At 60.3% G+C, this 25,833-nt stretch carries 22 protein-coding genes and 2 tRNA genes; 8 read left to right on the top strand and 16 right to left on the bottom strand.

The genetic code is table 11. From position 1 onward, the window contains the following. Window positions 1-3 precede the first annotated feature (3 nt). Window positions 4-1,224 carry a cystathionine beta-lyase gene (gene metC / locus J8Z04_RS06365; RefSeq protein WP_192848081.1) on the bottom strand — a complete coding sequence of 407 codons (1,221 nt, stop codon included), beginning with the start codon at window positions 1,222-1,224 and terminating at the stop codon, window positions 4-6. Window positions 1,225-1,420: 196 nt separating this feature from the next. Between metC and J8Z04_RS06360 the strand changes: the two genes are divergently transcribed. After that, window positions 1,421-2,140: an endonuclease/exonuclease/phosphatase family protein gene (locus J8Z04_RS06360; RefSeq protein ID WP_227431353.1), complete on the top strand. Its 720-nt coding sequence runs from the start codon at window positions 1,421-1,423 to the stop codon at window positions 2,138-2,140. Here the strand turns inward: J8Z04_RS06360 and J8Z04_RS06355 are convergent. The 12 genes from J8Z04_RS06355 to hpnA form a co-directional block, all read right to left on the bottom strand. Next, window positions 2,131-3,552 carry a phospholipase D-like domain-containing protein gene (locus J8Z04_RS06355; RefSeq protein WP_192848080.1) on the bottom strand — a complete coding sequence of 474 codons (1,422 nt, stop codon included), beginning with the start codon at window positions 3,550-3,552 and terminating at the stop codon, window positions 2,131-2,133. The two genes, J8Z04_RS06360 and J8Z04_RS06355, sit on opposite strands and share 10 nt — an antisense overlap. 85 nt (window positions 3,553-3,637) lie before the next feature. Continuing rightward, window positions 3,638-5,848: a DNA topoisomerase IV subunit A gene (gene parC / locus J8Z04_RS06350; RefSeq protein ID WP_103765464.1), complete on the bottom strand. Its 2,211-nt coding sequence runs from the start codon at window positions 5,846-5,848 to the stop codon at window positions 3,638-3,640. Between the two features lie 41 nt (window positions 5,849-5,889). Beyond that, window positions 5,890-6,660 carry a DNA repair protein RecO gene (gene recO / locus J8Z04_RS06345; protein ID WP_043560446.1) on the bottom strand — a complete coding sequence of 257 codons (771 nt, stop codon included), beginning with the start codon at window positions 6,658-6,660 and terminating at the stop codon, window positions 5,890-5,892. A 79-nt stretch (window positions 6,661-6,739) separates the two neighbouring features. After that, window positions 6,740-7,651: a translation elongation factor Ts gene (tsf, locus tag J8Z04_RS06340; protein WP_086441176.1), complete on the bottom strand. Its 912-nt coding sequence runs from the start codon at window positions 7,649-7,651 to the stop codon at window positions 6,740-6,742. A gap of 148 nt (window positions 7,652-7,799) precedes the next feature. Next, window positions 7,800-8,567, bottom strand: a complete 768-nt coding sequence (gene rpsB / locus J8Z04_RS06335; RefSeq protein WP_043560449.1) for a 30S ribosomal protein S2 — start codon at window positions 8,565-8,567, stop codon at window positions 7,800-7,802. A gap of 179 nt (window positions 8,568-8,746) precedes the next feature. After that, the gene (locus J8Z04_RS06330) at window positions 8,747-9,385 is read right to left on the bottom strand and encodes a phosphorylase family protein (protein ID WP_043560452.1); all 639 of its coding nucleotides are present in this window, start codon (window positions 9,383-9,385) and stop codon (window positions 8,747-8,749) included. After that, the gene (shc, locus tag J8Z04_RS06325; protein ID WP_192848342.1) at window positions 9,385-11,313 is read right to left on the bottom strand and encodes a squalene--hopene cyclase; all 1,929 of its coding nucleotides are present in this window, start codon (window positions 11,311-11,313) and stop codon (window positions 9,385-9,387) included. The genes J8Z04_RS06330 and shc overlap by 1 nt, the downstream gene beginning before the upstream one ends. Before the next feature lie 102 nt (window positions 11,314-11,415). Then, window positions 11,416-12,720, bottom strand: a complete 1,305-nt coding sequence (gene hpnE / locus J8Z04_RS06320; protein ID WP_212125593.1) for a hydroxysqualene dehydroxylase HpnE — start codon at window positions 12,718-12,720, stop codon at window positions 11,416-11,418. Beyond that, complete coding sequence (gene hpnD, locus J8Z04_RS06315; RefSeq protein WP_081563073.1) at window positions 12,717-13,601, bottom strand: presqualene diphosphate synthase HpnD; 885 nt, start codon at window positions 13,599-13,601, stop codon at window positions 12,717-12,719. Before hpnD ends, hpnE begins: the two co-directional genes overlap by 4 nt. Before the next feature lie 117 nt (window positions 13,602-13,718). After that, the gene (hpnC, locus tag J8Z04_RS06310; RefSeq protein ID WP_232086321.1) at window positions 13,719-14,609 is read right to left on the bottom strand and encodes a squalene synthase HpnC; all 891 of its coding nucleotides are present in this window, start codon (window positions 14,607-14,609) and stop codon (window positions 13,719-13,721) included. Then, window positions 14,606-15,760, bottom strand: coding sequence for a glycosyltransferase (locus J8Z04_RS06305; RefSeq protein ID WP_043560465.1), 1,155 nt, complete (start codon window positions 15,758-15,760; stop codon window positions 14,606-14,608). The genes hpnC and J8Z04_RS06305 overlap by 4 nt, the downstream gene beginning before the upstream one ends. 25 nt (window positions 15,761-15,785) lie before the next feature. Beyond that, window positions 15,786-16,793 (bottom strand): hopanoid-associated sugar epimerase, encoded by a 1,008-nt coding sequence (gene hpnA / locus J8Z04_RS06300; protein ID WP_081563071.1) that lies wholly within the window; start codon window positions 16,791-16,793, stop codon window positions 15,786-15,788. Window positions 16,794-16,923: 130 nt separating this feature from the next. Between hpnA and J8Z04_RS06295 the strand changes: the two genes are divergently transcribed. Both J8Z04_RS06295 and J8Z04_RS06290 read left to right on the top strand, forming a co-directional pair. Further along, the gene (locus J8Z04_RS06295; RefSeq protein WP_192848078.1) at window positions 16,924-17,934 is read left to right on the top strand and encodes a lysylphosphatidylglycerol synthase domain-containing protein; all 1,011 of its coding nucleotides are present in this window, start codon (window positions 16,924-16,926) and stop codon (window positions 17,932-17,934) included. A gap of 48 nt (window positions 17,935-17,982) precedes the next feature. Continuing rightward, on the top strand, window positions 17,983-18,873 hold the full coding sequence (locus J8Z04_RS06290) for a prephenate dehydrogenase/arogenate dehydrogenase family protein (RefSeq protein ID WP_192848077.1): 891 nt from the start codon (window positions 17,983-17,985) through the stop codon (window positions 18,871-18,873). 126 nt (window positions 18,874-18,999) lie between these two features. Here J8Z04_RS06290 and pyk read toward each other — a convergent pair whose 3' ends face one another. Both pyk and J8Z04_RS06280 read right to left on the bottom strand, forming a co-directional pair. Then, window positions 19,000-20,364 carry a pyruvate kinase gene (gene pyk / locus J8Z04_RS06285; RefSeq protein ID WP_192848076.1) on the bottom strand — a complete coding sequence of 455 codons (1,365 nt, stop codon included), beginning with the start codon at window positions 20,362-20,364 and terminating at the stop codon, window positions 19,000-19,002. 24 nt (window positions 20,365-20,388) lie between these two features. Further along, a complete protein-coding gene (locus tag J8Z04_RS06280; protein WP_227431355.1) occupies window positions 20,389-21,108 on the bottom strand; it encodes an SH3 domain-containing protein in 720 nt (239 codons plus the stop codon). A gap of 315 nt (window positions 21,109-21,423) precedes the next feature. Between J8Z04_RS06280 and J8Z04_RS06275 the strand changes: the two genes are divergently transcribed. Then, window positions 21,424-21,705: a hypothetical protein gene (locus J8Z04_RS06275; RefSeq protein ID WP_192848075.1), complete on the top strand. Its 282-nt coding sequence runs from the start codon at window positions 21,424-21,426 to the stop codon at window positions 21,703-21,705. Between the two features lie 231 nt (window positions 21,706-21,936). On the opposite strand, the gene guaA is transcribed toward J8Z04_RS06275, so the two are convergent. Next, window positions 21,937-23,532, bottom strand: coding sequence for a glutamine-hydrolyzing GMP synthase (gene guaA, locus J8Z04_RS06270; protein ID WP_081563461.1), 1,596 nt, complete (start codon window positions 23,530-23,532; stop codon window positions 21,937-21,939). A 165-nt stretch (window positions 23,533-23,697) separates the two neighbouring features. On the opposite strand from guaA, the gene J8Z04_RS06265 reads away from it, so the two are divergent. The 4 genes from J8Z04_RS06265 to lysA all read left to right on the top strand — a co-directional run bounded on the left by J8Z04_RS06265 (window position 23,698) and on the right by lysA (window position 25,830). Next, on the top strand, window positions 23,698-24,075 hold the full coding sequence (locus tag J8Z04_RS06265) for a hypothetical protein (RefSeq protein WP_086441186.1): 378 nt from the start codon (window positions 23,698-23,700) through the stop codon (window positions 24,073-24,075). A 98-nt stretch (window positions 24,076-24,173) separates the two neighbouring features. Continuing rightward, window positions 24,174-24,250 (top strand) — tRNA-Arg (locus tag J8Z04_RS06260). A 31-nt stretch (window positions 24,251-24,281) separates the two neighbouring features. Further along, window positions 24,282-24,358: transfer RNA gene (locus tag J8Z04_RS06255), tRNA-Arg, on the top strand. Between the two features lie 149 nt (window positions 24,359-24,507). Further along, on the top strand, window positions 24,508-25,830 hold the full coding sequence (gene lysA / locus J8Z04_RS06250) for a diaminopimelate decarboxylase (protein ID WP_192848074.1): 1,323 nt from the start codon (window positions 24,508-24,510) through the stop codon (window positions 25,828-25,830). The last annotated feature ends 3 nt before the right edge of the window (window positions 25,831-25,833 follow it).

The following is a 25,833-nucleotide window of genomic DNA, read 5'->3' as shown; positions in this document are numbered from 1 at the left end:
AGATCAGGAAGACAGTCCATCCAGCCCACGGGCCAGATCAGCCTTCAAATCCGCCACGTCCTCCAGCCCGACCTGAATACGGAAGGCTGCGCCCTTCGGCAAACCCTCTTCATGATGTCGTGTCAGTCCCCCGGATGTCGGCAGGACAAGACTTTCATACCCCCCCCAACTGGCTCCAATGCTGAAGAGGTTCAGTCCGTTCAGCATGGCGACCATGGCTTCCTGCGTGATCCCTTCAACCAGCTCCACACCGAACAGACCACTGGCATCCGTGAAATCACGCTTCCATATCTCATGCCCCGGACAGCCCGGCAGGGCTGGATGCCGCACATGGGCGACCTCCGGGCGACTCTCCAGCCAGAGGGCCAGCTCATAAGCGGAGCGAGCCTGCTGGGCCAGACGGACAGCCATGGTCTTCAGGCCCCGCAGGGTCAGCCAGCAGTCATCCGGGGCACCGCAGGCTCCCAGCTCGATGGCGGCACGGCGCAGGGCCTGCCAGTGTTCCTGCCGCTGGACCGTGATGGACCCAAGAATCACATCCGCATGGCCGCTGGGATATTTCGTCAGGGCCTGAATGGACACATCCACCCCATGCGTGAAGGGCTGGAACGCCCCGATCCCCCATGTATTGTCCAGCAGCAGCCGTGCCCCGGCTCCGTGTGCCAGACGGGCGATCCGGGGAACGTCCTGCACCTCGAACGTATGACTGCCCGGGCTTTCGGCAAAAACCACGGCCGTGTTGGGCCGGAGATGCGCCCGCAGGGTGGCTTCATCCGCACGGGGCGGATAAAAGCCGGTCTCAACCCCAAAACGGGCCAACATTCCCAACGCAAAACGCCGTGTCGGACCATAGACGGAATCTGGCAGAAGCAGATGGTCCCCGCTCTTCAGGAACGCCAGCAGAGCCACGCTACAAGCTGCCAGACCGGAATTGACAACCTGCGTATGGCTTCCGCCTTCCAGGGCTGCAATCACCTGTTCCAGCCTGTGCTGGACGGGGTTGCCCATGGCGCCATAAACAAGCCTGTGATCGTAGGCATGAACGCCCTGGGCCTCCATGTCCTCAACCGTCGGGAACACGACCGTTGAACCACGCTCAACCGGCATGTTGACAAATCCACCTTCCCGACCCGGCTGCTGACGCCCGGCGTGGGTCAGAAACGTCGCAAATTTCTGCCAGCCCTCACCAATGACAGACCCTGCCCCTATGGTCCTGCTCTTCATACCTGTCACTCCTGCTATCCATGCGGGTCGGACAGACATTTTCCCTTCTTCACGAAGAGACGCAACCCCCCTTCATGAAGCCCCCTGCCGTACAGCTTTCTCCTGTAAAGAAGGCCGGTATCTGGCATGAAGGTTCCATGATGTTCTTTACCGCCAAAACGGTATAGACTGCCTTCTCCCTTTCAGGCCTGTGCAGATGGGTCTTGTTTCTGTTGATTATCAGGTCATTACAACAATGCAGGACCCGACATTGCCGTTTGCAGTCCCCCATGCCCTCCGGCTGGTGAGCTGGAACCTTTTTCATGAGGATGGTGCCACGCTGGAGGATATCCGCCTCCTGCTGCGGGTTACGAAGCCCGACATACTGCTCATGCAGGAATGCCGCCCCTTCATCAACCGTCTGCCCGACCTCATAGGGGGGCATTTCAGCCGTCTGGCTTCAGAGGGACGGGTCCATGGCACCGCCTGCTGGAGCCGCCATCCCTTTCTCTCCTCCCCACGGCTGCACATGCTGCCGCCCGGTCTGGCTGCCCACCGTTCTGCCCAGCTGCTGGAATTTGATACAGGGTTTGGGCCGTTCGGCCTCGCCAATGTCCATCTCTCCCACGGTCCCATCCTCAACCGGCGTCAGCTGCGGCTCATCCGGGAGGAACTGCCGGAACGGGCCATCATCATCGGAGACTTCAATCAGGTAGGCCCCGCCATGCTGCGGGGTTTCAGGGATGTGGGACCACGGGAGCAGACCCACCGGATGCTCGACAGGGTGCCCCTGCGGCTGGACCGCTGCCTTGTCCGCGGTTTCTCCCTGATGGAACGGCGGGTCTATCCCCGTTTCGGATCAGACCATCGCCCCATTGCCGTCACCCTGCAACCAGAGGCCGTAAGCAGCAGCCTCACCCTTCCTGATCAGAGATAAGGCAGGAAGAGACAGCAGGCCGCATTCCGCAGGCGGACCGGCAGGGACCATGAATCAATTTCAGCAAGCGTCAGCTGATGGCTGCAATGGCCAAGGATGAACTCTTCCAGATGACCTGCCGTCTCCGCACCATGCAGGGTCAGATTGCATTCGAAATTGAGACGCAGGGAACGCCGGTCCAGATTGGCACTGCCAACAAGGCTCCAGGCCCGGTCCACTGTCATGAGCTTGGAATGGTTGAAAGGCGGATCCCCCAGCCAGACCCGGCAACCCGCCAGCACCAGGTTCCTGAGGCGGGCATTGCGGGCATAATCCGTCACCGGATGGTTGCTGTGACGGGGAACAACAATATCCACCCGCACCCCACGCAGGGCAGCCAGCCCAAGCTCTGTGGCAAACCGGTTATCCGGGATGAAATAAGGGGTCATGAAGCAGACATGGCTGCGAGCCAGAATGACAGCCTGAAGAATGGTATATTCAATCTTCTCAACATCCATGTCCGGCCCTGACGTCACGACACGGGCCGGAATACTGCCACCCGCCACGGGCACCGGAAAATAACGCTCCCCTTCCAGGGTTTCCCCAGTCGTGAAGGCCCAGTCCCTCACGAAGACCTCGGAAAACTGCTGGACCACGGGGCCTTCCAGCTGGAAATGCGTATCCGCCACCGGGATGCGCCGCCCTCTGGGCTGGCTGAGCAGATTTTCCGCTCCAATATTCAACCCACCCATGAAGCCTGTCCGGCCATCCACCACCAATATCTTGCGATGGTCCCGCAGATTGATGAACGGCATCCGCCACGGCCAGAGAGAATGCATGAACCGGGCACAGGGTATGTTCTCCCGCTTCAACCTCTGGATGATCGGGCTGTAGAGATAGCCACTGCCGATACCATCCACCAGTACACGGACCTCGACCCCACGCTGCCGGGCCTCCGCCAGAGCTGCCACGAATTTCCTGCCGATTCCATCATCCCGAAAAATGTAGGAACAGAGCAGAATGGAGTGCTTTGCCCGGGCAATGCTTTCCAGCATCCTCGGATACGCATGGTCGCCATCATGCAGGCAGGTCACGCTGTTCCCCTTGAGCAGGGGCAGGCCAGTCAGTCCATCCAGCATCTTTACCAGAGGTGCCATGAAACTGTCGGCAGCATCATGGGTCCATGTCGCCAGAAAGGCCGTCTCCTCCGGGCTGACATCTTCCCGCAGCTTCTGCGCCCGGCGATGGACACGATTGATCCCCAGGCAGAGATAAAGCAGCGACCCCAGATAGGGCATGACCCAGCAGAAACCTATCCAGCCAGCGGCAGCAGCCGTATCCCGTTTGGTGAGCAGGATATGGCCTGTTACCAGAAGGGAAAGACTGACATGCAGCAGCCCCAGCAGGAAGGTGTATGAAAAAAGCGCTGCCATGTCCTCTCCTCAGCATGGTCCCATAATCAGCCCGACCCCACCTGCAGGCGGAGACGGGCGGCAGGCTGTTTCAGGCTTGTCCCGCCTATCGGCGCAGCATCCATTGTGGTGCTGCCCGCCCGACAGCGCCCCGGCGGCCAACCAGCGGGGCCAGATCAGCCGGGGACCGGACCTTCTGCCCCTCCTGCCAGACGAGGCCCTCTTCCAGAGAGAAGAGACGGATATGGCTGATCGCTACGCCATCAGCCAGTTTCTGGAGGCTGACACCCCCTCCCTTCGCCACTTCGGCCACCTGCTCCAGCGGGAAAATGAGCGCACGTCTGGCTGTTGTCAGGCAGAGAACATGCGTCCCCTCAGCGGGCAGGGCAAGCCATACCTGCGCTCCATCCCGCACGTTGAACACCTGCCGCCCTGTTCTCTTCTCTGCTGCAAGATTGCTGGCGGCCACCTGCATCCCCCGGCCATCGGTACTGGCCAGAAAATACCGGGCATCATCCTCACCAAGAACAAACAGGGCCACAGCCTGATCATCCTGCGCCAGATCAGCCAGTGTCCGCACCGGCTGACCAAAGCCACGCCCCCGGGGCAGGTCCGCCACCTTCAGCGTGAAAGCCCGCCCCCCGGCTGCCATCAGACAGAGACGGTCCGTACTCTGACACTCGACATGCCAGGCCAGTCCGTCCCCTTCCTTGAAGCGATGGTTCTCCACATCATGCCCATGCCCCTTGACGGCACGAACCCAGCCCTCCTGTGAAAGAAGCACCGTGACAGGTTCCCGTTCCACCGCCAGAGCGGCAGAGGTATCAATGCTGACCGGGGCCTCACCCATGACCGTGCGACGCTGGCCATAGGGTCCACCTTCAAACAGGGCCTGCATCTTCTGGAGATCTTTCCCGATCCGGCTCCAGCGCCGCTTTTCAGACCCCAGCAGAGCCTCCAGTGACGCCTGCTCTTTGCCCAGACCGTCCCATTCCTTGCGGATTTCCATTTCTTCCAGCCGTCGAAGGGACCGCAGACGCATGTTCAGCACATGATCCGCCTGAAGCTCACTCAAGGAGAACGCTTTCATGAGGGCAGGCTTCGGCTCATCCTCTTCCCGGATGATGCGGATGACCTCATCAAGATTGAGATAGACCTTCAGGAAACCATCCAGAATTTCCAGCCTTTTCAGGACGGCATCCAGACGGTGCTGCGTGCGGCGGACCAGTACATCATGCACATGCTCCAGCCATGCCTTCAGAACATCCTTGAGAGACAGCACGCCGGGGATTTTCCCCTGGCTGAGAACGTTCATGTTCAGGCTGAAGCGGCTTTCCAGCATGGTGTGCCGGAAGAGCGTTTCCATCAGCACATCAGGCTCGCAACTGCGGGTTCTGGGTTCCAGAACCAACCGGATATCCGTTGTGCTTTCATCCCGTACATCAGCCAAGAGAGGAAGTTTCTTCTCTTCCATCTTCCTGGCGATATCTTCGATCAGTTTACCCTTCTGCACCTGATAGGGAATTTCCGAGACGATGATGGTCCATGCGCCACCACGGCCCTTCTCGACCGCCCAGCGTGCCCGGATGCGGAAGCTGCCACGCCCTGTCTCATAGGCCTGGACGAGCGTCTGGCGGTCCTCAACCAGCAGGCCACCGGTGGGGAAGTCCGGCCCCGGCACGACATCCAGCAGCTCCTCCGTGCTACAGTCCGGCTTCTCGATCAGTAACCGGGCCGCCTGATAGAGTTCGGCGGCATTATGAGGAGGGATGCTGGTGGCCATACCCACGGCAATCCCGGCCGCTCCATTGGCCAGAAGATTGGGGAAAAGCCCCGGCAAGACGACCGGTTCCTGATCCTCATTGTCGTAGGTCGGACGGAAATCGACCGCATCATCGCTGATTCCTTCCAGCATGATGCGGGCCGTTTCGGTCATGCGGCTTTCGGTGTACCGCATGGCAGCCGCACCATCGCCATCAATGGACCCGAAATTGCCCTGTCCTTCCACCAGCGGATAACGCACGGCAAAATCCTGCGCCAGACGCACCAGCGCATCATAGACGGACGCATCCCCATGAGGATGGAACTTACCGATGACATCACCCACCACACGGGCACATTTCTTGAAGCCGGAACTCGGGTCCAGCTTGAGCTGCTGCATGGCATAGAGCAAACGGCGATGCACCGGTTTGAGCCCATCCCGTACATCCGGCAGAGAGCGTGACGTGATGGTGGACATGGCGTAGGCCAGATAACGCTCACTCAGTGCCTCAGCCAGCCGTGTATCTTCGATATGCCCGGCGAGATCGCCCGTCATAAGGTCTCCTGCTTCATGTTCGCCTCTCGGATGGAGACAGGTTAGACACGCTCTTCTTCCTCCTGTCCAGAGGCCGCATCCTCAGCCAGTCGATACAGGGCTGTCATCAGCCGGTCCCGTGCAGCGGGCAAAGGACGATGGCAGGCAGCAAAAACAGCCCGCTGAAGAAAATGGCCACTCAGCCTTGCCCCAGCAAGCCAGTCTGCCGGCTTTCCTTCCTCTTCATCATCCAGAAGACAGGACGGCAGAGGAAGAAGACGATCCTTCCACTCCCCAGCTCCCTCCTCACTTACGGCACGCCCCGTGCGGGGAGACACATAGGCCAGCCCCTCCCGCACGCCCGTAACGGCACATTGGTCCAACGTCAGGCCATACCCCAGCTGCTCCAGAAGAAGCAGTTCCCAACGCAGATAAAGCGCCACGGGTGGCAGGGCGGCGGACACGCTCATCACCCCCATGAAATGGGCCAGAGACGCAAACAGCGCCTCATGTGGCTCCCTCTCTGGCAGGGCTTCACTACACAGGCCACAGGCACTCCCGAGCAGGGACAGAGATAGAGGATGGTCGAGGAGGAAAGACGCTGTGGGCCGCACAAGCTCCGCTGTCATGTAACCCAACTGTTCTGGCAGGCGGGCCTTCCAGCGGGCCACGACCAGACTGCCCTCCTGCCAGAGCGCCGCCTGCCGCCGGGACTGCCCGCCACGCACCAGAGCATGAAAAACCCCCCGATGCCGGGTCAGTGCACGGACCAGCAGACTGCTTTCCCCATGAGGAGAAAGCCGCAGGATGATGGCCGGGTCTTCCCACTCCATACCGTTACCCTCAAGACAGAAAAAGGGGCCCCGCCATATTGGCGAAGCCCCTTTCTTCTAGCAAGAAACCGTTAAAGGCTTATTTCTTCTGGCCAGAAGCCGCAGCCACCTCGGCAGCAAAGTCCGTCTCAGCCTTCTCGATGCCTTCACCCAGCTTGTAGCGGGCAAAACCAACCAGCTTGGCACCAGCCTTCTTGACGACTTCCTTCACGCGGCTCTCACCGTCATGCACCCAGACCTGCTCCAGCAGAACCACTTCCTCGTAGAACTTGCGGATACGGCCTTCCACCATCTTCTCGATGATGGCTTCCGGCTTGCCGGAGGCACGGGCCTGGTCTTCCAGCACCTTGCGCTCGTGAGCAACGGACGCAGCGTCCACGCCATCCACATCCAGAGCCGTCGGGCTGGTGGCAGCAACGTGCATACCGATCTGGCGGCCCAGTGTCAGCAGAGCTTCACTCTCGGAAGGAGCCTCGACAGCAGCCAGCACACCGATACGGCCTACGCTGGGGCGCAGGGCACCGTGAACGTAGCTGGCCACGACACCAGACGGCACGCTCAGCACGTCCACGCGACGAAGGCTCATGTTCTCACCAATGGTGGCGACCAGATGGGTCAGCTCATCAGCAACGGTGCGGCCAGACGGCATCTTGGCAGCCTTGACGGCCTCCAGATCACCACCAACCTGCAGAGCCACCTTGGCGATGTCTTCCACAGCCTGCTGGAAGGCATCATTGCGAGCCACGAAGTCCGTCTCGGCATTGACCTCCACCATGGCAGCCTTCTTGCCATCAACGGCCACACCCACCAGACCTTCAGCCGCAACGCGGCCAGACTTCTTGGCAGCCTGGGACAGACCCTTCTTGCGCAGCCAGTCGATAGCAGCCTGCATGTCGCCATTGGCTTCCGTCAGGGCCTTTTTACAGTCCATCATGCCTGCGCTTGTTGTATCGCGCAGCTCACGCACCATTGCAGCAGTAACTTCTGCCATATCTCTTCATCCCCGATAAAACACCCATGCAGCCGGAAAGTCTCCACGGCTGCATGAGCTGTTCATGTCACAATATCCACTGTCCGGCCACTCCATGAAAGACGGGCCGGACTGTCCGCATGGCCCTGTGGCCAAAAGCCGGAGAGGCTTATTCAGCCTTCTCTGCCACAACGGTTTCCTCAACCGGCAGCTCTGCGGAAGCGCCAATGTCCTGCCCGGACGCAGCCAGCTCGGCAGAAATGCCATCCAGCACGGCACCGGAGACCAGGTCGCAATATGTGGCGATGGCACGGATGGCATCATCATTGCCCGGGATCGGGAAAGTGACACCCTTCGGGTCGGAGTTGCTGTCCAGCACGGCAATCACGGGGATGCCCAGCTTGTTGGCTTCCTCAACAGCCAGCTTCTCCTTGTTCGTGTCGATCACGAACAGCAGGTCCGGCAGGCCACCCATATCCTTGATACCGCCGAGGGAGCGTTCCAGCTTTTCGCGGTCACGGGTGATGTCGAGGACTTCCTTCTTGGTCAGGCCGGTCGTGTCGCCAGCCAGCATTTCGTCAATGCCACGCAGACGCTTGATGGAGCCGGTGATGGTCTTCCAGTTCGTCAGCATCCCACCGAGCCAACGGTGATTGACGTAGTACTGGCCGCAACGCTGTGCTGCATCAGCCACCAGATCGGCAGCGGAGCGCTTCGTGCCGACGAACAGAACACGGCCACCGGAAGCCACGGTGTCACGCACCTGCTTCAGGGCGCGGTCCAGCAGCGGAACGGTCTGCTGAAGGTCGATGATGTGCACCTGGTTGCGGACACCGAACAGGTACGGTGCCATGGCCGGGTTCCAGCGACGTGTGTGATGACCGAAATGAACACCAGCCTCAAGCAGCTGGCGCATCGTGAACTGTGGCATTGCCATAGTCTGAAACTTTCTTTCTCTGGTTTGTCCTCCGCATGGCAACGCCCCTTGGTGGCAAGGGACACCAGGCAATCCGGGCCATGCGTGCGAAATATACCTCCCGCCCCACATGGAAGCGGCAAATACGGCCCTTCTCTAGAACAGGCCGGACGGAAACGCAAGTACTCCGACGACGCCTTTCAGACCCGTGCGAGCGGAAGTGTTTCCAGAAAATCAGCCATGGCCTGATGGGCACGGGCAGCATCACGCCCCAGGCCGATCAAGGCGCCAATCTGCACGGGATGCCTCAGGATGGACCCCAGCAAAGCCGGCACGTGGACCCGCCCGTCCTTCAGACCTTCCCGGGCAGCGGGGGGAAGGTCCCTGCCCGCATCGTCACAGATCACCCGCAGAACCGCAAAGGGCAGGCCAGACCGGGCTACGAGACCACTCTCCATATCCACGGCGTGGCACCCCGTCCGGGAAAAAAGGTCAGCTTTCTCTCTGGCCGTGCCAATCATGACCGGACTGTGCAGGATGCCACCCCGGACAGCCGCCTGGGCCGCACCGAAACGGGCACTCAGGGCGGGATCAGCCCTGTAATGCTCACCATCAGCCTGCACATATTCAGCCACCTGCACACTCCCCGGTGGCAGGACGGCATCCAGCGCCCCGGAGCAGCCAAAAGACAGCAATGCCGTCACACCTTCATCCTGAAGAACCTGAAGAGCCTGCCGTGCCCCGGTCTCACAGGCATGGCTCAGGGCGATCTTCGCCCCGGGGAAAAAACGGCGGGCCAGCCGTGCTTCCTGCCTGAGCCCTGCCAGGACCCCCAGCATCAGAAACCGAACTCCACCTGCCCGGAATTGCTATCAGCCAGATTGCGGTACCGGGACAGCGCCATGAGCGGGAAGAACTGCTTGTAGCCATGATAGCGCAGGTAAAAAACCTTGGGGAAACCAACGGCATTATACGGCGCCTCGTGCCATTCACCCTGATCATCCTGCGCCTGCATCAGATAGGCCATGCCACGGCGGACAGCCTCACTATCGTGGCGACCAACAGCCATCAGCCCCAACGTTGCCCAGGCCGTCTGGGTCGGCAGGCTCTCCTTGTAGAGGCCCTGTGGGGCCCCCTCATAGCTGGCGCAGTCCTCACCCCAGCCGCCATCATCATTCTGTACGCTCTCCAGCCAGGCGACGGCCCGACGCACCATCGGGTCATCATGACTGATGCCAGCAATGTTCAGGGCACAGAGAACGGACCACGTGCCGTAAATGTAATTCGTCCCCCAGCGGCCGAACCAGCTGCCGGATTTTTCCTGCTCGGAGCGGATATAATCCAGCCCCTTACGGATCACCTCACGATCTTCCGGATGACCCAACTGGGAGAGGAACGAAATGCAGCGTGCGGAGACATCCACCGTCGGTGGGTCCAGCAACGCACCGTGGTCGGAGAATGGAATGTGGTTCAGCACCTCCATGTTGTTGTCAATATCGAAGGCACCCCAACCACCATTGCTGCTCTGCATGCCAATGATCCATTCCCGGGCACGCTCGATGGCCGTACGGTTCTCTTCAGGGTCGATCCTGTGCAGCAACATGCCGACAACAGCCGTATCATCCACGTCCGGATAATAATCATTCTCGTACTGGAAAGCCCAACCTCCCGGACGCAGGGTCGGCGCATTGATGGCCCAGTCCCCTCTGACATCCAGAATCTGGCGCTCCCTGAGCCAGGCAGCGGCCTTCTTCAGGGCAGTCGCCGTCTCGGCCGGCATCACGCCCCTGGCACCGGTCGAAGCCTCCAGCATGGCAAGACCGGAAAGCCCCGTATCCCACACAGGCGACACGCAGGGCTGGCAATAGGCCTCATCATCCTTCACTACCAGCAGGCCCTGTACCGCCTCCCATGCCTGGACAACCCGTGGATCATCATCCGGCACCCCCAGGGTCCGGTACATCATGATCACATTCGCCATGGCAGGATAAATGGCACCCAGTCCACCGCCACTCAGCCGCTTCTCGATGAAGTCGATCGTGACACGGATGGCCTTCTCATGAACGGAATGGGGAATGAACGGAACCAGCGGCCGGATGAGCCTGTCCAGACCAGTAAATACCCGCCCCCAGACCGACCGGTACGGACCGCGTATCCAGTCCCTGATGGTGGCTGGCGGTCTCCTGAACAGCTCCTGCACCCGCACGCCACGGGGATTCAGGGCCAGCGGCCTGTAAGCTGCCAGAATGAGCAGCGGCGCTATGACCGCCCTGGACCAGTAGGACATGTTCCAGACCGAGAAAAACGCCTTGCGGGGCAGCAGCATGAGCTCCACTGGCATGACGGGCACGGCATCCCACGGAACCTCCCCGTACAGGGCCAGCTGGGTGCGGGTGAAGACGTTGCTCCGCTCTGCCCCGCCATGATGCAGGATGGCCGCACGGGCCTTGCGCATGTGGGGGGCCTCCGGATCATCCCCGATCATCTTCAGGGCGAAATAGGCCTTCACGCTGGAAGAAAGATCAAACCGGCCATCCGTATAGAGAGACCAGCCCCCATGCTCACCCTGTGTCCGTCGCAGATAGACTCCGATCTTCTGCTCAAGCTCCACATCGATGCAGTCAAGGAAATGGCGCAGCAGAACATATTCCGACGGGATGGTTGCATCGGCTTCCAGTTCAAAGACCCAATGACCGTCACTCTTCTGACGCTTGCCCAAGGCAGTATGGGAAGCCCTGACAGCCTGCTCCACCACCGTGGCATCCATGTTATGATGGAACAACGTCTTGTTCACTGACCTCTCCTCCAAAATCCTCGCACAACAGGGCTTGTGCCTGTCCAGCATGTGCGGAGACCATAAACCAGTTCTTCAGGTACACGCCGCTCCGGCAGACGCCGTGCGAAAACCAAGCGCTCCCACCGCCACCAGCCCGGACTGTATGGCACCCTCGATTGTGGAAGGCAGACCAGTATCCGTCCAGTCACCGGCAAGAGCAAGATTGGGATGAGCCGTTTTTGCTCCCGGCCGCGTTTTATCCTGTTCCGGTGTGGCTGCAAAGGTGGCCCGCTTCTCCCGGATCAACCGGGCAGCCGGCATGTCCTGCGGCAGCGGGGTCTCAACCAGCGGGTCCAGGGCCTGATGCAGTTCCGCCCATATGTGCGCCAGCATCTCGTCCTGGCGCCAGTCCGCATAGCGGTTGGCCGCACTGACCGTGACGGACAGGACCTCATCATGCAGGAAGACCCACTCCGCCACACCACCAACAAGCCCAAGAAAACCAGCCTGCTTCAGAGCACCACGAGGCCGCAGAGGCTGCTGGAGGCGATAATGGGCATTGGCAATGCTCTCGAACTCATCCGGCCCTTCCAGCCCCGGCAGCAACCCGACCGCCACCGGTGACGGAACGGCAAGGATGACCGCATCTTCTGCCCCCAGTCTCACAGGGCCACTGGATGTCTCCAGCGCACTCACACGCCCTGATCCGTCCTCAAACGCAAGGGCAGAGACGCGCGTACCCGTAAGCACCTGAGCATGAAACTGCTCCAAGTAATGCAGTGCGGGGGTCACAAAACTTTCCGAAAGCCCTCTGGCGGCCATCCACGGGCAACAGGCCTGTCCCCCTTTGGCCAGCGTCCGCCGTACGATGTTACCCAGCAGACGGGCACTTCCCCGGTCTATGCCCGTATTGAGGCCGGAGACAGCCAGCGGCTCCAGCAGGCGCCGGGCAAACTGCCCCGGCAGGAGACAGTCTGCCACGCTGGCCTGATCACCAGCCTTCATCAGGCGGAACAGAGCCCTCACCTCCCCAAGACGCATACCGGGCACACGGCTGCCCCGCCGCAGCAGCCAGAAAGGCAGACGCCCCGGTGAAAGGCGCAACGTCCAGGAAAGGCCCGCCTCCAGATCATGCCACGGAAAAATGGGAGCCCCCGGCCCCTGCAACGTATCCCGGGCACCCAGACGGTCGAGATAGCGGAACGTGGCAGGATTGGCGGAAAGGAGCAGATGATTGCCGTTATCGATGACCGTGTCCAGCGCCCTGTCATGAAAGGACCGGGCCCGCCCCCCACAGGCCGGACCAGCCTCATAGACGGTCACCTGCGCCTGGGGTGCCAGCTCCACAGCAGCGGAAAGACCCGCAAGTCCTCCACCAATGACATGAACATGGCTCACAATGACACTCCAGCCGCCGCCAGCAGCATGGCCAGCTTCTTGCGGACGGAACAAACCCGCAGGGGGGCCTCCGGGTTGCGCCAGCCACGGCGACAGAGAGCGGCCAGCGTGACCCGGTAGGAGGCCGCCATGATCCGGGCCGGGCGCACCGTGGCTGCCGGGCACTGTTTCATCAGGGCCGTAGCCCGGCGGAAATGATCTTTTGCCCGTCCTGCGAGGATACGGCACAGCCCATCCAGCCCAACGGCATAGAGAGCCTCGGCGGGATCAGCCGGCACGCTGTAACGCCGCAGCAGTTCGGCTGGCAGGTACAGCCGTCCACGGGCTGCATCTTCGGCAATGTCACGCAGGATGTTCGTCAGCTGAAGGGCACGGCCCAGATGGTAGGCAAGCCTGTCCCCCTGCTCCTCCGGCGTGCCGAAGATGCGCACGGACAACCTGCCCACAGCAGACGCCACCCGGTCGCAGTACAGGTCCAGCGTAGCCTCATCAGGAGCCACGACCGGTTCCCCACAATCCATGAGCATCCCATCAATGATGGCGATGAAATCATCCTGCCTGAGCCCGAACTGCCTGATGGCCTCAAGCAGGACACGCTCCAGCGCCGTATCGGCCTGCCCCTCATACAGGGCGGCAATACGACCTTTCCAGCTCTCCAGGGCGGAAGCAGGGTCATCATGAGGGGTGTCGCCATCGGCGATGTCATCCACGACACGACAGAAGGCATAGATGGCAAACATGCCATCCCGCCGCCCGGGAGGCAGGATTTTCATCCCCCGTCCAAACGACGTCCCTGACCGGTTGACGATCTCTTCCACCTGTCTCAGGTCAGACGGAGCACATGGCAGACCCTGAGACGTATTGTGACGAACAGAGACCATAACCTTCCTCATATCCCTTCAATGGCCGCAGCCAGAACCGTAACCACAGGCCGATCACAGCCTGTCCTCTTCTAGCGGCAAAGTCTGCCGTGGCAAAGGGCCAGCATGAAACCCGCCTCAGCGCAGGTAACGCATGGCCCAGCCCAACGCCCGCAGACCATCAGACTTTGTCAGCGCCACCCGTTCGGCTATCGGGTCCTGCCGGTGCAGACGCTCTGTCAGGCGGCGGCAGAGTGCCACGATCACGGCGGCCTCCAGCCTCATGCGACGGTCTTTCACAAGTGCGGGAAGACGTGCGGCCTCCTCATTCAGGGCATCAACATGGGCCAGCATGCGATCGAACACGCGCCGTACACCCGGCTTGCTGCGGGCAAGGATGAGGTCCTTCAGGTGGACATTCTCTTCCTGCAACCACGGGAGAGGCACATAACAGCGGTTCAGCTGCTTCAGATCACTGCTGACATCCTGCATGTGATTGACAATCTGCAATGCCGTGCAGAGCGCATCTGACGGACCGAAGGTCTCTTCCCCTTCACCATGCAGCATCAGCAGGAAGCGCCCTACGGGATTGGCCGAATAGCGGCAGTAATGCAGCAGCTCCGACCAGTGTTCATAGCGTGTCTTTTCCGCATCCATGATGAAGGCCGTTATCAGGTCGCTTCCCAGCTCCAACGGCAGGTTGCGCTCCTGAAGAACCGTCCGGAGGATGACCGCACTCCAAGCATCAGCCCGGCCAGGCGGGGGCTTCCGCTCGCCGTGCAGGACCTCACGCAGGGCTTTCAGCCGGACCACCTTCTGAGCGGGAGACAGCCGGGTATTGTCCACCATGTCGTCCGCCACACGGGCAAACCTGTAATAGGCATGGACGGCGGGCCTGTGTCCCGGAGATATCAGGAAAGACCCGACGGGGAAGTTCTCATCCTTCATGCCCTTGCTGGAAGAAACGTCCTGTTTTCCCCAGATATGGGCATCCTCCTGCGCCATGGCCCCACCAGACTGTGGCATCATGATTCTGCTCCTTCATACGACCGCCCGCGCCAGCTGACACCTTTGCCCCGATAATGATTCACTGCGGAGCCGACGGTTGCCATCATGTAGAAGGCAGCCACCAGCGGCAATGAGAGGACGCGCCACCATGACAGGTTGAACCAGCGCAGGGTCGGCATGAACGTAATGCAGCTGAGCGCATATGCACAGCCACCCACCACGCGGTTTTTACCACGGCCGAACAGAAGAAGGCGAACCGGCAGAAACCATATCAGAACCATGCCGGCCAAGGCTTTCAGAAGGTTCCAGGGGGAGAATTCGAGCTGGACATAAGCGTTGCGGGCGATCATGTGCCATATCTCGCCCAAGGTCTGATAGGTGCGGATGGACCATGCCTGTTCGCTGCACCCAAGATAAAGCCGCCCTCCGGCCTCCTTGACACGGGCACCGAGCGTACAGTCGTCGATCAAGGCATCCCTGAGGGTCTGTATTCCCCCTATCATCTCCAGCATCTTGCGGCGGATCAGCACCGTCCCCCCGGCAGCTCCAGCCACTGGAGACTGCGGGTCGGCGATCCTTCGAAAAGGATAGAGCATGGCAAAGAAATAGACGAAGGCCGGAACAAAAACCTTTTCCCAGAAACAGGCGCAGTTCAGCTTCACCATCTCGGAAACCATGTCGATATTTTCGCTCTGGGCTCTCTCCACCAGAGAGGAAACATGGTCTTCCTTATGGACAATATCGGCATCTGTCAGAAGGACATAGCCATCAGCAGGAAGGAACTCCAGAGCCTCTTCCTGCCCCTGCCCAACGGCCCAGAGTTTGCCGCTCCACCCCGCCGGGTGGGGCTTCCCATCCAGAACGGTCAGGCGTCCTTGCGGGTCTGGCACACGGCGGGCAATATCCCCCGTACCATCAGTACTTTCATCATCCACAAGGAAAACATGATAGCGCCCCTGATAATCCTGCCCCAGCAGGGAAGACAGGCAGGCACTGATGGAGGCTGCTTCATCACGGGCTGGAACGATGACAGCCACGGCTGGAAGGCCATTCTTCCAACGTCTGGCCTTCAGCCCCCTCCTGAGCCAGGGGCCACCAATCCAGAACTGACCATGAAAAAATGTCAGCCCCAGCCAGGCCAACAAGGAAAACAACGCCATCACAAAAACCATCACCGTGCCAGCCTGCTACTACCTCTCAAGATAAAAAATGTCCCCGCCCATGCTGGCGGAACCAGGCCACGGAATCGGCAACGGCCTGACGGGCCGGACGGGGGCGGTACCCCAGCTCCTGCTCCGCCTTGGCCGAAGAAAAAAACATCAACTTTTTGGACATGTCCAGCATCTCTTTCGTGACACGAGGCTGAATTCCAAAGCCTTTTGCCAACAGTTCGGAAAGATAGGCCACCGGATAAAGCCATGACTGCCTGAGCTGGATACGGGGCGGACGGCGATGGGCGACCTCCGCCACCATGCGAAAAAGATCACCCAGCATGAGATTTTCGCCGCCCAGAATATATTTTTCGCCAATCGTACCATGCTCAAAAGCAAGCACATGGCCTTCTGCCACATCATCAACATGGACAATATTCAGCCCAGTCTCGACATAAGCCGGCATACGGCCTGTCGCACAGTCCAGAATCATCTGCCCGGTCGGTGTCGGCTTGATGTCCCGTGGTCCCACCGGAGTCGATGGATTCACAATGACAGCCGGCAGGCCCTCCTCCCGGACAAGGCGCAGAACTTCCTGCTCCGCCCGATATTTGGACCGCTTGTAAACGCCCACGATCTGATCCTCCGTCACGGGGGAAGACTCCGTGGCCGGAATGCCATCATGGGCCGTGGCCAGTGCCGCAACGGAGGAACAATACACGATACGCTTTACACCCGCCTTCATGGCGGCGAGCATCAGGCGCCGGGTTCCCTCGACATTGGCCTTCATCATCACTTCAGGGTTTGGTACCCAAAGGCGATAATCCGCCGCTACATGGAAAAGATAGGTCACGCCCTCCAGCGCCTCAGCCAAGCTCTGAGGGTCTGCCAGGTCTCCGACAACAAATTCCACGGGCAGGTCGGCCACGTTGCGGCGATCCGATGTCTGCCGGACCAGAAGGCGCAGACGATGACCACGCTCCAGCAAAGCCCGTGCGACGGCCGATCCCACAAAACCGGTTGCCCCGGTCACCAGGGTCACATCTTCTGACATCTCCGCTCCTTCTTCACTTCAGCGCCTTGTTCTGCCGGATATAGGCCCCGTCATCATGGCGGGTAAAGCCCTGCTGATTGGACGTGCACTACGGAGTGGCCTAGAAGGACATGAACATGAATTTAACACTATGGCGGGCACCTTGAAAAAAATACTTCCCTTTGTTCTTTCCCTTACAGGTGTCGTCCTTTTCTGTTTTCTGACCCTGCGTACTGGCATACACCCGATTTTGGCCTCACTTGCCAAGATCGGCCTCAGCGGGTTCATCCTGCTGATCCTCAGCCAGCTGGCCGTCAACGTTCTCCTCGGCGTCGCCTGGAAAAGCAGCATCGCCAGCATCAGCTTCCTCCGCCTGACCTTTTCCCGGTTTGTCCGGGATGCTGCAGCAGCGTGCCTGCCTTTTTCCCAGCTTGGCGGAATGCTCATCGGCATACGGGCCACCACGGCGGGCCACCCCCGCCACACGACGGATGGACAGCCCATCAGCTGGACAGAGGGAGTTGCCGCCAACATTGTTGACATCACAACGGAAGTTCTGGGGCAGCTCGCTTTCATCATCATCGCCCTGCTCTGCCTTGTCGGCCAGGCCGATGCCGGGCGATTTGTCTGGCCGCTGGCCATTGGCATCGTTCTGCTGAGCGTCGGCATGGCGGGTTTCATCTGGACACAGCAGCGCAGCGGCAATGCCCTCCAGGCGCTGGCCCGTTTTCTTTCCAAGCACATCTCTGCCGACTGGCATGATGCGCTGGCTGAAAACAGCGAAAATTTCCAGAGCTATATTGAAAGCCTCTGGGACCAACCGGTCCGCATCGGCCTGGGGGCAGCGCTGCATCTGCTCTGCTGGATTGGTAGCGCCCTGCTGACATGGCTGTCCCTTATCCTGCTGGGCGCACACTGTTCTTTTCTCAATGCACTGGCCATTGAAGGGGCCGTCTGTGGTATCATGTCCGCCGGTTTTCTGGTGCCCGGTGCCTTGGGGGTGCAGGAAGCAGGTTATGTGGCTCTGGGGCATCTGTTCGGCATCAGTGCCGACATTTCCATCAGCATCTCCCTGCTGCGACGGGGACGGGACATCGTCATCGGCGTGCCTGTCCTGTTGCTCTGGCAGCTCTATGAGTTCCGCCAGCTGCACCGGTCCTGAACAACACACTGGCCCACATGCGCTTTACAGGATGAAACGGATATCTCCATGGCTGATGCCCCCCTCTTTGACACCCTGACCATCATCGGCCCGGGGCTGATTGGCTCTTCCATCCTCCGCCGTGCCCGACAGACAGGCCCCCTTGCCCGCCGCCTCATCACAGCCGACAGCGCCCCGGCTGTTCTCCAGCGGGCAAGAGAGCTGGACCTGGCGGATGAAGTCACAGCCTCCTTGACAGAGGCAGCCGCAAAATCCGATGCTGTCATCCTCTGCATTCCCACGGGGGCCATCCGGCCGGTCGCTGCGGCCATCCTTCCCCACATGAGGCCCGGGAGCATCCTCAGTGACGTCGCCTCCGTCCGCAGCACATTGGGGCCGGACATCAGCGCTCTGCTGCCAGAAGATGTCAGCTATGTTCCGGCTCACCCCATGGCTGGTACGGAATATTCCGGCCCAGATGCCGGGTTCGCCACCCTGTTCGAGAATCGCTGGACCCTGCTCGTCCCCCCTGCGGGAACACCCTCTGAAGCCATCACCACAATGGAAACTTTCTGGCAGCGCTGTGGGGCCCGCACCCGACAGATTACCGACCAGTATCATGACCAGATATGCGCCATGGTCAGCCATCTCCCGCATCTTCTGGCCTTCACCATATGCGATACTGCGGACCGTCTTTCCGCCGACCTCCGGGCCGATGTGCTGGAATATGCCGCTTCGGGCTTTCGGGACTTCACCCGCATCGCTGCGTCCGACCCGACCATGTGGCGAGACATCTTCCTGACAAACAGGGACGTCCTGCTCGCCACGTTCGAGCGTTTCGAGAAGGATGCCCACCTCATGGTCGAGGCCATACGTAATGGCGATTCCGAGGCCATCACGGAGCGCATCAGGCGTGGACGCCGTATCCGGCAGGGGTTGATCGAGAACAAGCAGGCCTGACCGTTTCTTCTTCAACCCCATGCAAAAGGAGCCCGGCAGGTGATCAGTCTGCCGGGCTTCTTCTTTTCTCCCTGCGTCCCTGAAGGCCGAAGCCTCCAGGGATGCAGACAACGCATCAGCGAAGGATCAGGCCTTGACGATGCGCAGGTTCTTGGAGCTGTCGAGAAGAACGACATGCTCACCGCCCTTGGCGAACTCGCCAACGGCCTTCACATCATCCTTGCTGGAAACAACCTTCGGGAACACGCCCCAGACCACGCACAGGCGGCGGGAGGTCGTCTCGTTCGTCAGGGCCACGACCGGCTCATGCGGACGCTCCCGGGAAACCAGCACGGCACTGCGGCCATTCTCCGTATGCACGGCCAGAGCGGCTGCACGGGCGTTGCGGGCCACATCGAAGGCTGACTTGGCCTGTGCACCCTGGATCGTGTGCTCGGAGGCCGGGCGCATGCGGTCCATGCGGGCACGCCATTCCGGGTCCTGCTCCACACGGGCGGTGACACGGGCCATCGTGGCCACGGCTTCAGGCCCGAAGGAACCGGCAGCACTCTCAGCGGAGAGCATGACAGCATCAGCACCATCGTAAACAGCATTGGCCACGTCGGAGACTTCCGCACGGGTCGCCACCGGGCTGCTGATCATGCTTTCCATCATCTGCGTTGCCACGATGACCGGACGTCCCTGACGACGGGCCTCAGTGATGGCACGCTTCTGGATGACAGGAACATCCTCGGCCGGCAGCTCGACACCCAGGTCGCCACGGGCCACCATCAGCGCATCGGAGAGACGGATGATCTCATCGAGGCACTCAACAGCCTGCGGCTTCTCCAGCTTGGTGACGATCCATGCACGGCCCTTGACGATGTCACGGGCTTCCTGAATGTCTTCCGGACGCTGGACGAAGGACAGGGCGATCAGATCCACACCAATGGATAGGGCGAACTGGAGATCTTTGTGGTCCTTCTCTGTCAGGGCCGGGATCGGCAGGGCAACGTCAGGAACGTTCACACCTTTGCGCTCGGAGAGCTTGCCCCCCACGAGAACTTCCGTCTCCAGCGCTTCCTTGTGCTTCTTCGTGACGCGCAGAGCCAGCTTGCCGTCATCCAGCAGGAGGCGGTGACCGACATCAACAGCGGCGATGATCTCCGGGTGCGGCAGGTTGACACGGTTGGCATCGCCGGGGGTCTTGTCCAGATCCAGCGTGAATTTCTGGCCGACCTTCAGCTGGACCGGGCCATCCTTGAACACGCCAACACGCAGCTTCGGCCCCTGGAAGTCGGCCAGGACGGCCAGAGGGCGGCCCAGCTTGGCTTCGGCCTCACGCACGGCCTTGTGACGGGCGGCGTGCTCATCATGGGCACCGTGGGAGAAGTTCAGGCGGAAAACATTCACACCGGTCTTGGCAAGATGGAGAATCTGCTCAGCGGTTTCTGATGCCGGCCCGAGGGTCGCAACAATCCGAGTGCGGCGATGATGGATGTTGGCTGTCATAACATTCCTCGACTTTTCATTTGTTCAGTCAGGCTGAATGATTTCACCGGGTTGCACCCCCCATAACAGGCGGCGTTCGATCCACCCGTCATAGCCCCTGACTGTGACATGACACCATGATGAGCCCTGTGGACAGGCCTTGATCTTTCCGATCGCCCCCGGCTCCAGCAGGGCGACGACGGTCCGATCCGGCTTGTCCGAACTCATCAGAGGGACGTCATGATTCTGGCCCCGTGCCACCTCCCCCGCCGGCACGTATGCCACAATGCGGGAATCAGCATGACCCGTGGTCGAAACTTTAGACGCATCCCCATCATAGGACACGGAACCGGGTATGATAAAGGAACGGCTGCCATGCAGCGTCACCTGATGTACCCAGCCCTTCTGGCCATCCTGGTCCTCCACAAGACGCCAGACCCCGAATTCCCGCTCGATCAGCACCGGATATCCACGGCGATGATAGACCCAGTCGATCGGATACCGCTCACCGGGGCCACGCCGCATGTAAACACGGTCCGCCCGCATGGCGGCATAGCGGGGCAGTGGCAGCTTTGTCTCCGTACCGACATTGTCGGGAACAGGAGGCGGAGCTGGCTGCGTCGTCGGAGCCGCAGGAGCGACCTTGTGAGGGGTGGTGCGCCCATGGTGGACACGCCCATGAGCTTTTGCCGCATGGGCTGGCTCATGCACGGCGGCGTGGTGCTTTTCATGCCGCTTACCATGATGATGGGAAGCATGAGACATAGCCTGCTCTCCCTCCGCCCCACGGGCGGGACAAGCTGCAAACAGGGCCATCACCATAATCGGTAACGCCCCCTGCACGGGCAGCCTACAGGAAAATGAAACAGGTACTCTCATCCCTTTATCCCTGCCAAGGGACAGCCATTTGGGCAAGCCGTATTCCCCCTCTCATGTCCAAAAAATCCGCTCATGTACAGCAACCCTGCCCTGCCAGAAAAGCGTGGCATGGTCACGCCACGCTTCTGTCCGCCCATGCGAACCAGAACACACTCATACCACAAATCAGGACCAACAATGAGGCATCAGGGAGTCCTGATCATGTCCCAGACCACCAGAGGCCGCCTCATGATCCTGTTTCTGGGGCAGCTGCTTTTCACGGCTTCATTCTCAGTCGATCTGACCCTGACAGGGATTGCCGGCTATCAGCTGACGCCTGACCAGACACTGGCCACTCTCCCTTACTCCCTCATCACGCTCGTGGCCTGCCTGACAACTTTTGGAGCTTCGATCCTCATGGGCAGACTGAGGCGGAGGGCCGACTTCATACTGGGAGCAATGGCTGGAACATCCTCTTTGTCTCCGGTTCAACTCTGCTTGTGAAAGCCATCCCTTACCCGGACTGCACACCACTCCTCCCAGGAAAGAAAGGAAATGCAATAAAATCCAACCGCCTGGCAGTCTCTATTCACTCATCTTTTCCCTCATAGGACATGCTTTCATATCTCATGACCTTTCTGTACAGACTGACATCTTCCTGACCATCATCAGGGCACAAAAAAGGCCTGCATTCCTGCAGGCCTTCCCCATCATTCCCCATAATGTTCTGCAGTCTCACTCCCACTCGATCGTGCCCGGTGGCTTGGAGGTGATGTCGTAGGTGACACGGTTGATGCCACGCACCTCGTTCACGATGCGGCCGGCAACACGGTTGAGGAACTCGAAAGTGAAGGGATAGACCTCGGCGGTCATGCCGTCCGTGCTGGTGACGGCACGCAGGGCGCAGGCCTGATCGTAGGTACGGTCATCACCCATCACGCCCACTGTGCGGACAGGCAGGAGAACCGCAAAAGCCTGCCAGATCTCATCATACAGGCCAGCCTTGCGGATTTCCTCCAGATAGATGCTGTCCACCTTCCGCAGGAGGTCCAGCTTCTCCCGTGTGATGTCACCGGGGATACGGATGGCCAGTCCCGGCCCCGGGAATGGATGCCGCCCGACAATATGCTCCGGCACGCCGATCTCACGGCCCAGCGCACGGACCTCATCCTTGAAAAGTTCACGCAGCGGCTCGACCAGCTCCATGTTCATCCGTTCTGGCAGACCGCCCACATTGTGATGGGACTTGATGGTCACGGACGGCCCGCCATTGAAGCTGACACTCTCGATCACATCCGGATACAGCGTGCCCTGCGCCAGGAACTGCGCCCCGCCCAGCTTGGCCGCTTCCTGCTCGAAGACCTCAATGAAGAGGCGACCAATGGTCTTGCGCTTCACCTCCGGGTCCGTCACCCCGGCCAGCTCGCCAAGGAACAGGTCGGAGGCATCACGATGGACCAGATGGATGTTGAAACGGTCACGGAAGGTCTTCACCACCTCGTCAGCCTCACCGGCACGCAGGATGCCCGGATCGACAAAGATGCAGGTCAGCTGGTCCCCGATGGCATCATGGATCAGCTTGGCCGCCACGGAGCTGTCCACCCCGCCGGAGAGACCACAGATCACCTTGCCATCACCCACCTGCTTGCGGATGCGGGCAATTTCCAGATCACGGAAACCGGCCATCGTCCACGTGCCGGAGCAGCCTGCCACGCCATGCGTGAAGTTGCGGATCAGCTCCGCCCCATGTGGCGTATGCACCACCTCCGGGTGGAACTGCACGCCATAGATGCGGCGTTCTTCATTGGCGATGATGGCAAACGGTGCCCCCTCGGAATAGGCCACGGCCCTGAAGCCCGGCGGCAGGGCCGCCACACGGTCACCGTGGCTCATCCAGACCTGCTCACGCCCACCCTGTGCCCAGAGACCGTGGAACAGCGCACATTCCTCGGCGACATCAATATAGGCACGGCCAAATTCACGGTGGTCATGGGTTTCCACACGCCCGCCCAGCGTATGGCAGAGAACCTGCTGGCCGTAGCAGATACCCAGAATGGGGCGCTTCAGCTCCAGCAGCCCTTCCGGCAGGGTCGGCGCATTGTCGTCATGCACGCTGGCCGGGCTGCCGGACAGGATGATGCCCCGCGGGTTGAACTCACGGATTTTCTCCAGCGGGGAAGTGAACGGCCAGATCTCGCAATACACCCCGCTTTCCCGCACGCGGCGGGCGATCAGCTGGGTCACCTGGCTGCCGAAATCCAGAATCAGGATACGGTCTTCATGGAGGGTTTCATCAAGCTGCTGAAGGGTGTCTGCGTTTTTCTGCGTCAAGTTCCGGGCCTCGCCTGCTGGATATGGCACAATGCTCAATTCGTGCTAGTCTCTATAGGACGATCGACCGCCAACGTCATCCTTATTCTCCACCGGTTTTTACCTTCCGGCAAAGATTTCCGCGGCGGTTCACATTACTCGAACATGCTTTTCAGGAACTGCGCAATGCGTCCCGCTTTTCTCACCTGTCTGGTCAGCCTCTGCACTCTGGGGGCCTGCTCCTCCCTTCCCGACCCGGCTTCCGACCCCTATGGCCTGTGGACGGGCAAGCTCGTTACCGAGCAGGGAATCTGCCCGACCGGGGACATATCCTCCCTTCGCATCCGTGGGCATGAGGTCGTTTTCAACCCCGGCATGAATACATCCACTCTCCGGGGCACCTATGAAAAAGGCCAGCAGCACTACCTGGCCGAACTGACCGACAAGGGAATGAACGATACCCCCTACAGGCAGACATTCAACGGCTATCCGGTTGGTACGGCCATCGGTGGGACCTACACGTCACCACGCTGCCGTGCCCATGTTTCGCTGATTCGCCGCTGAAAAACGCCGGGAACATCCCACTGGAAAATATTTAAAAAAACTTCTCCAGTGGGGTTGCACCACTGCCCCAGACCGGATAGAAGCCTCCTCAACACGGCGCACCCGTAGCTCAATTGGATAGAGCACCAGACTACGAATCTGGGGGTTAGAGGTTCGAGTCCTCTCGGGTGCACCATGTCATCATATACTCGGGTCTTCCGAGGTCTGCACCCGTAGCTCAATTGGATAGAGCACCAGACTACGAATCTGGGGGTTAGAGGTTCGAGTCCTCTCGGGTGCACCACATATCTCCTCATCCAGAATACAGGATTGAAGCGCTTCCATAGCTGCTTGGGAAGAGCGTCAGGGTGTTCCGTACTGTCTGCGGCTGCGCCCCTGTTTCCTGCGGGTTACACCTTCCCATTTTGGCTGCTGGTCTGTAATCATGCGGTCATGACTTCGACACATCCCGACCCGACATTCCAGACCCTCCTGAACAACCACCCCAACCTGTCCTACAAAGGCAGACAGGGGCTGGTCATGGATGGCACCTCTCTCACGGATATTGCCAGAGAGCACGGAACACCCTGCTGGGTCATCAGCGCCGATACGCTACGCCAGCGTGCCCATGCCCTTCAGGATGCATTCAGGGCCCGCAATCTGCCCATCCATTGCCACTTTGCCGTCAAGGCACAGGATCATCAGGCCTGCCTGACCGTTCTGGCACAATGTGGCTTCGGGGCTGATGTCGTCAGCGGTGGAGAACTGCGTCGGGCTCTTGCGGCGGGCATCAGGGCCCGTGACATCGTCTTCTCAGGAATCGGCAAGACGGATGACGAGCTGGAGCTGGCGATTCATCATCAGATCGGTCAGATCAATGTCGAAAGTGTGGAAGAACTGCACCGGCTCAACGCTCTGGCACAAAACATGCAGCAGCGGGCCCGCATCGCCTTCCGGGTCAATCCCGATATTGACGCCCAGACACACAGCAAGATCACGACAGGGCGTGCCGAAGACAAATTCGGCATTGCCCATGACGCCATCCCGGCCCTCTACCGGAAGGCACAGACAGACATGCACGGTGTGGAGCTGGTCGGTCTTGCCGTTCATCTCGGCAGCCAGATGGTGACGGCAGCTCCCTTCCGCAAAGGCTATGAGCGAATTGCCGCACTCGTCCGCACCCTGCGGGAAGATGGGCTGCATGTCAGCGACATTGACTGCGGCGGCGGCCTTGGTATCGCCTACCGGAACGAGCAGGCACCTCCCCCCGCCATGCTGGCTGATGTCATTGCCGAGACGCTGGGAGACCTGGATGTGCAGCTGCATGTCGAGCCCGGCCGCTGGCTGGCGGCACCCGCCGGGGTTCTTCTGGCCCGTGTGATCGACGTGAAGGACGCTGCCCGCCGTTTCGTCATCATTGATGCTGGCATGAATGACCTCGTCCGCCCAGCCATGTATGATTCCTGGCATGGCATCCTCCCCCTGAACGAACCGGACACCACCACCGAAGAGTGCGTAGATGTGGTCGGTCCCATCTGTGAGAGCAGCGACATCTTTGCCCGCCAGCGTTCCCTGCCCCCTTTGAAGAAAGGAGATCTGGTTGCTCTGCTGGATGCCGGAGCCTATGGCACAGTCATGAGCTCCACCTACAATTCACGCCCCCTTGCTGCGCAGGTCATGATTGAAGGCGGCCGGAAAGCCATCATCCGCAGACGCCAGACACTTGAAGAGCTGCTGGCACAGGAAGCCGTCCCCGACTGGCTGGCCCGCCCCTGACCC

Origin of the sequence: Bombella apis (assembly GCF_018221685.1) — a bacterium.
Lineage (GTDB): Bacteria > Pseudomonadota > Alphaproteobacteria > Acetobacterales > Acetobacteraceae > Bombella > Bombella apis.
This window is presented reverse-complemented; position numbering and strand designations above follow the sequence as displayed.

What these genes read in the sequence shown, in the direction of transcription:
- J8Z04_RS06295 (WP_192848078.1), top strand. Translation starts at nt 16,924, where the DNA reads ATGGCGGGCACCTTGAAAAAAATACTTCCCTTTGTTCTTTCCCTTACA.
- recO (WP_043560446.1), bottom strand. Translation starts at nt 6,660, where the DNA reads ATGGAGTGGGAAGACCCGGCCATCATCCTGCGGCTTTCTCCTCATGGG.
- shc (WP_192848342.1), bottom strand. Translation starts at nt 11,313, where the DNA reads ATGGATGCCACGGTGGTGGAGCAGGCTGTCAGGGCTTCCCATACTGCC.
- J8Z04_RS06330 (WP_043560452.1), bottom strand. Translation starts at nt 9,385, where the DNA reads ATGCTGGGGGTCCTGGCAGGGCTCAGGCAGGAAGCACGGCTGGCCCGC.
- hpnA (WP_081563071.1), bottom strand. Translation starts at nt 16,793, where the DNA reads ATGTCAGAAGATGTGACCCTGGTGACCGGGGCAACCGGTTTTGTGGGA.
- J8Z04_RS06360 (WP_227431353.1), top strand. Translation starts at nt 1,421, where the DNA reads ATGGGTCTTGTTTCTGTTGATTATCAGGTCATTACAACAATGCAGGAC.
- pyk (WP_192848076.1), bottom strand. Translation starts at nt 20,364, where the DNA reads ATGACAGCCAACATCCATCATCGCCGCACTCGGATTGTTGCGACCCTC.
- J8Z04_RS06355 (WP_192848080.1), bottom strand. Translation starts at nt 3,552, where the DNA reads ATGGCAGCGCTTTTTTCATACACCTTCCTGCTGGGGCTGCTGCATGTC.
- parC (WP_103765464.1), bottom strand. Translation starts at nt 5,848, where the DNA reads ATGACGGGCGATCTCGCCGGGCATATCGAAGATACACGGCTGGCTGAG.
- J8Z04_RS06290 (WP_192848077.1), top strand. Translation starts at nt 17,983, where the DNA reads ATGGCTGATGCCCCCCTCTTTGACACCCTGACCATCATCGGCCCGGGG.
- J8Z04_RS06265 (WP_086441186.1), top strand. Translation starts at nt 23,698, where the DNA reads ATGCGTCCCGCTTTTCTCACCTGTCTGGTCAGCCTCTGCACTCTGGGG.
- hpnD (WP_081563073.1), bottom strand. Translation starts at nt 13,601, where the DNA reads ATGGTCTCTGTTCGTCACAATACGTCTCAGGGTCTGCCATGTGCTCCG.
- J8Z04_RS06275 (WP_192848075.1), top strand. Translation starts at nt 21,424, where the DNA reads ATGTCCCAGACCACCAGAGGCCGCCTCATGATCCTGTTTCTGGGGCAG.
- lysA (WP_192848074.1), top strand. Translation starts at nt 24,508, where the DNA reads ATGACTTCGACACATCCCGACCCGACATTCCAGACCCTCCTGAACAAC.
- tsf (WP_086441176.1), bottom strand. Translation starts at nt 7,651, where the DNA reads ATGGCAGAAGTTACTGCTGCAATGGTGCGTGAGCTGCGCGATACAACA.
- hpnC (WP_232086321.1), bottom strand. Translation starts at nt 14,609, where the DNA reads ATGATGCCACAGTCTGGTGGGGCCATGGCGCAGGAGGATGCCCATATC.
- metC (WP_192848081.1), bottom strand. Translation starts at nt 1,224, where the DNA reads ATGAAGAGCAGGACCATAGGGGCAGGGTCTGTCATTGGTGAGGGCTGG.
- J8Z04_RS06280 (WP_227431355.1), bottom strand. Translation starts at nt 21,108, where the DNA reads ATGTCTCATGCTTCCCATCATCATGGTAAGCGGCATGAAAAGCACCAC.
- rpsB (WP_043560449.1), bottom strand. Translation starts at nt 8,567, where the DNA reads ATGGCAATGCCACAGTTCACGATGCGCCAGCTGCTTGAGGCTGGTGTT.
- J8Z04_RS06305 (WP_043560465.1), bottom strand. Translation starts at nt 15,760, where the DNA reads ATGGTTTTTGTGATGGCGTTGTTTTCCTTGTTGGCCTGGCTGGGGCTG.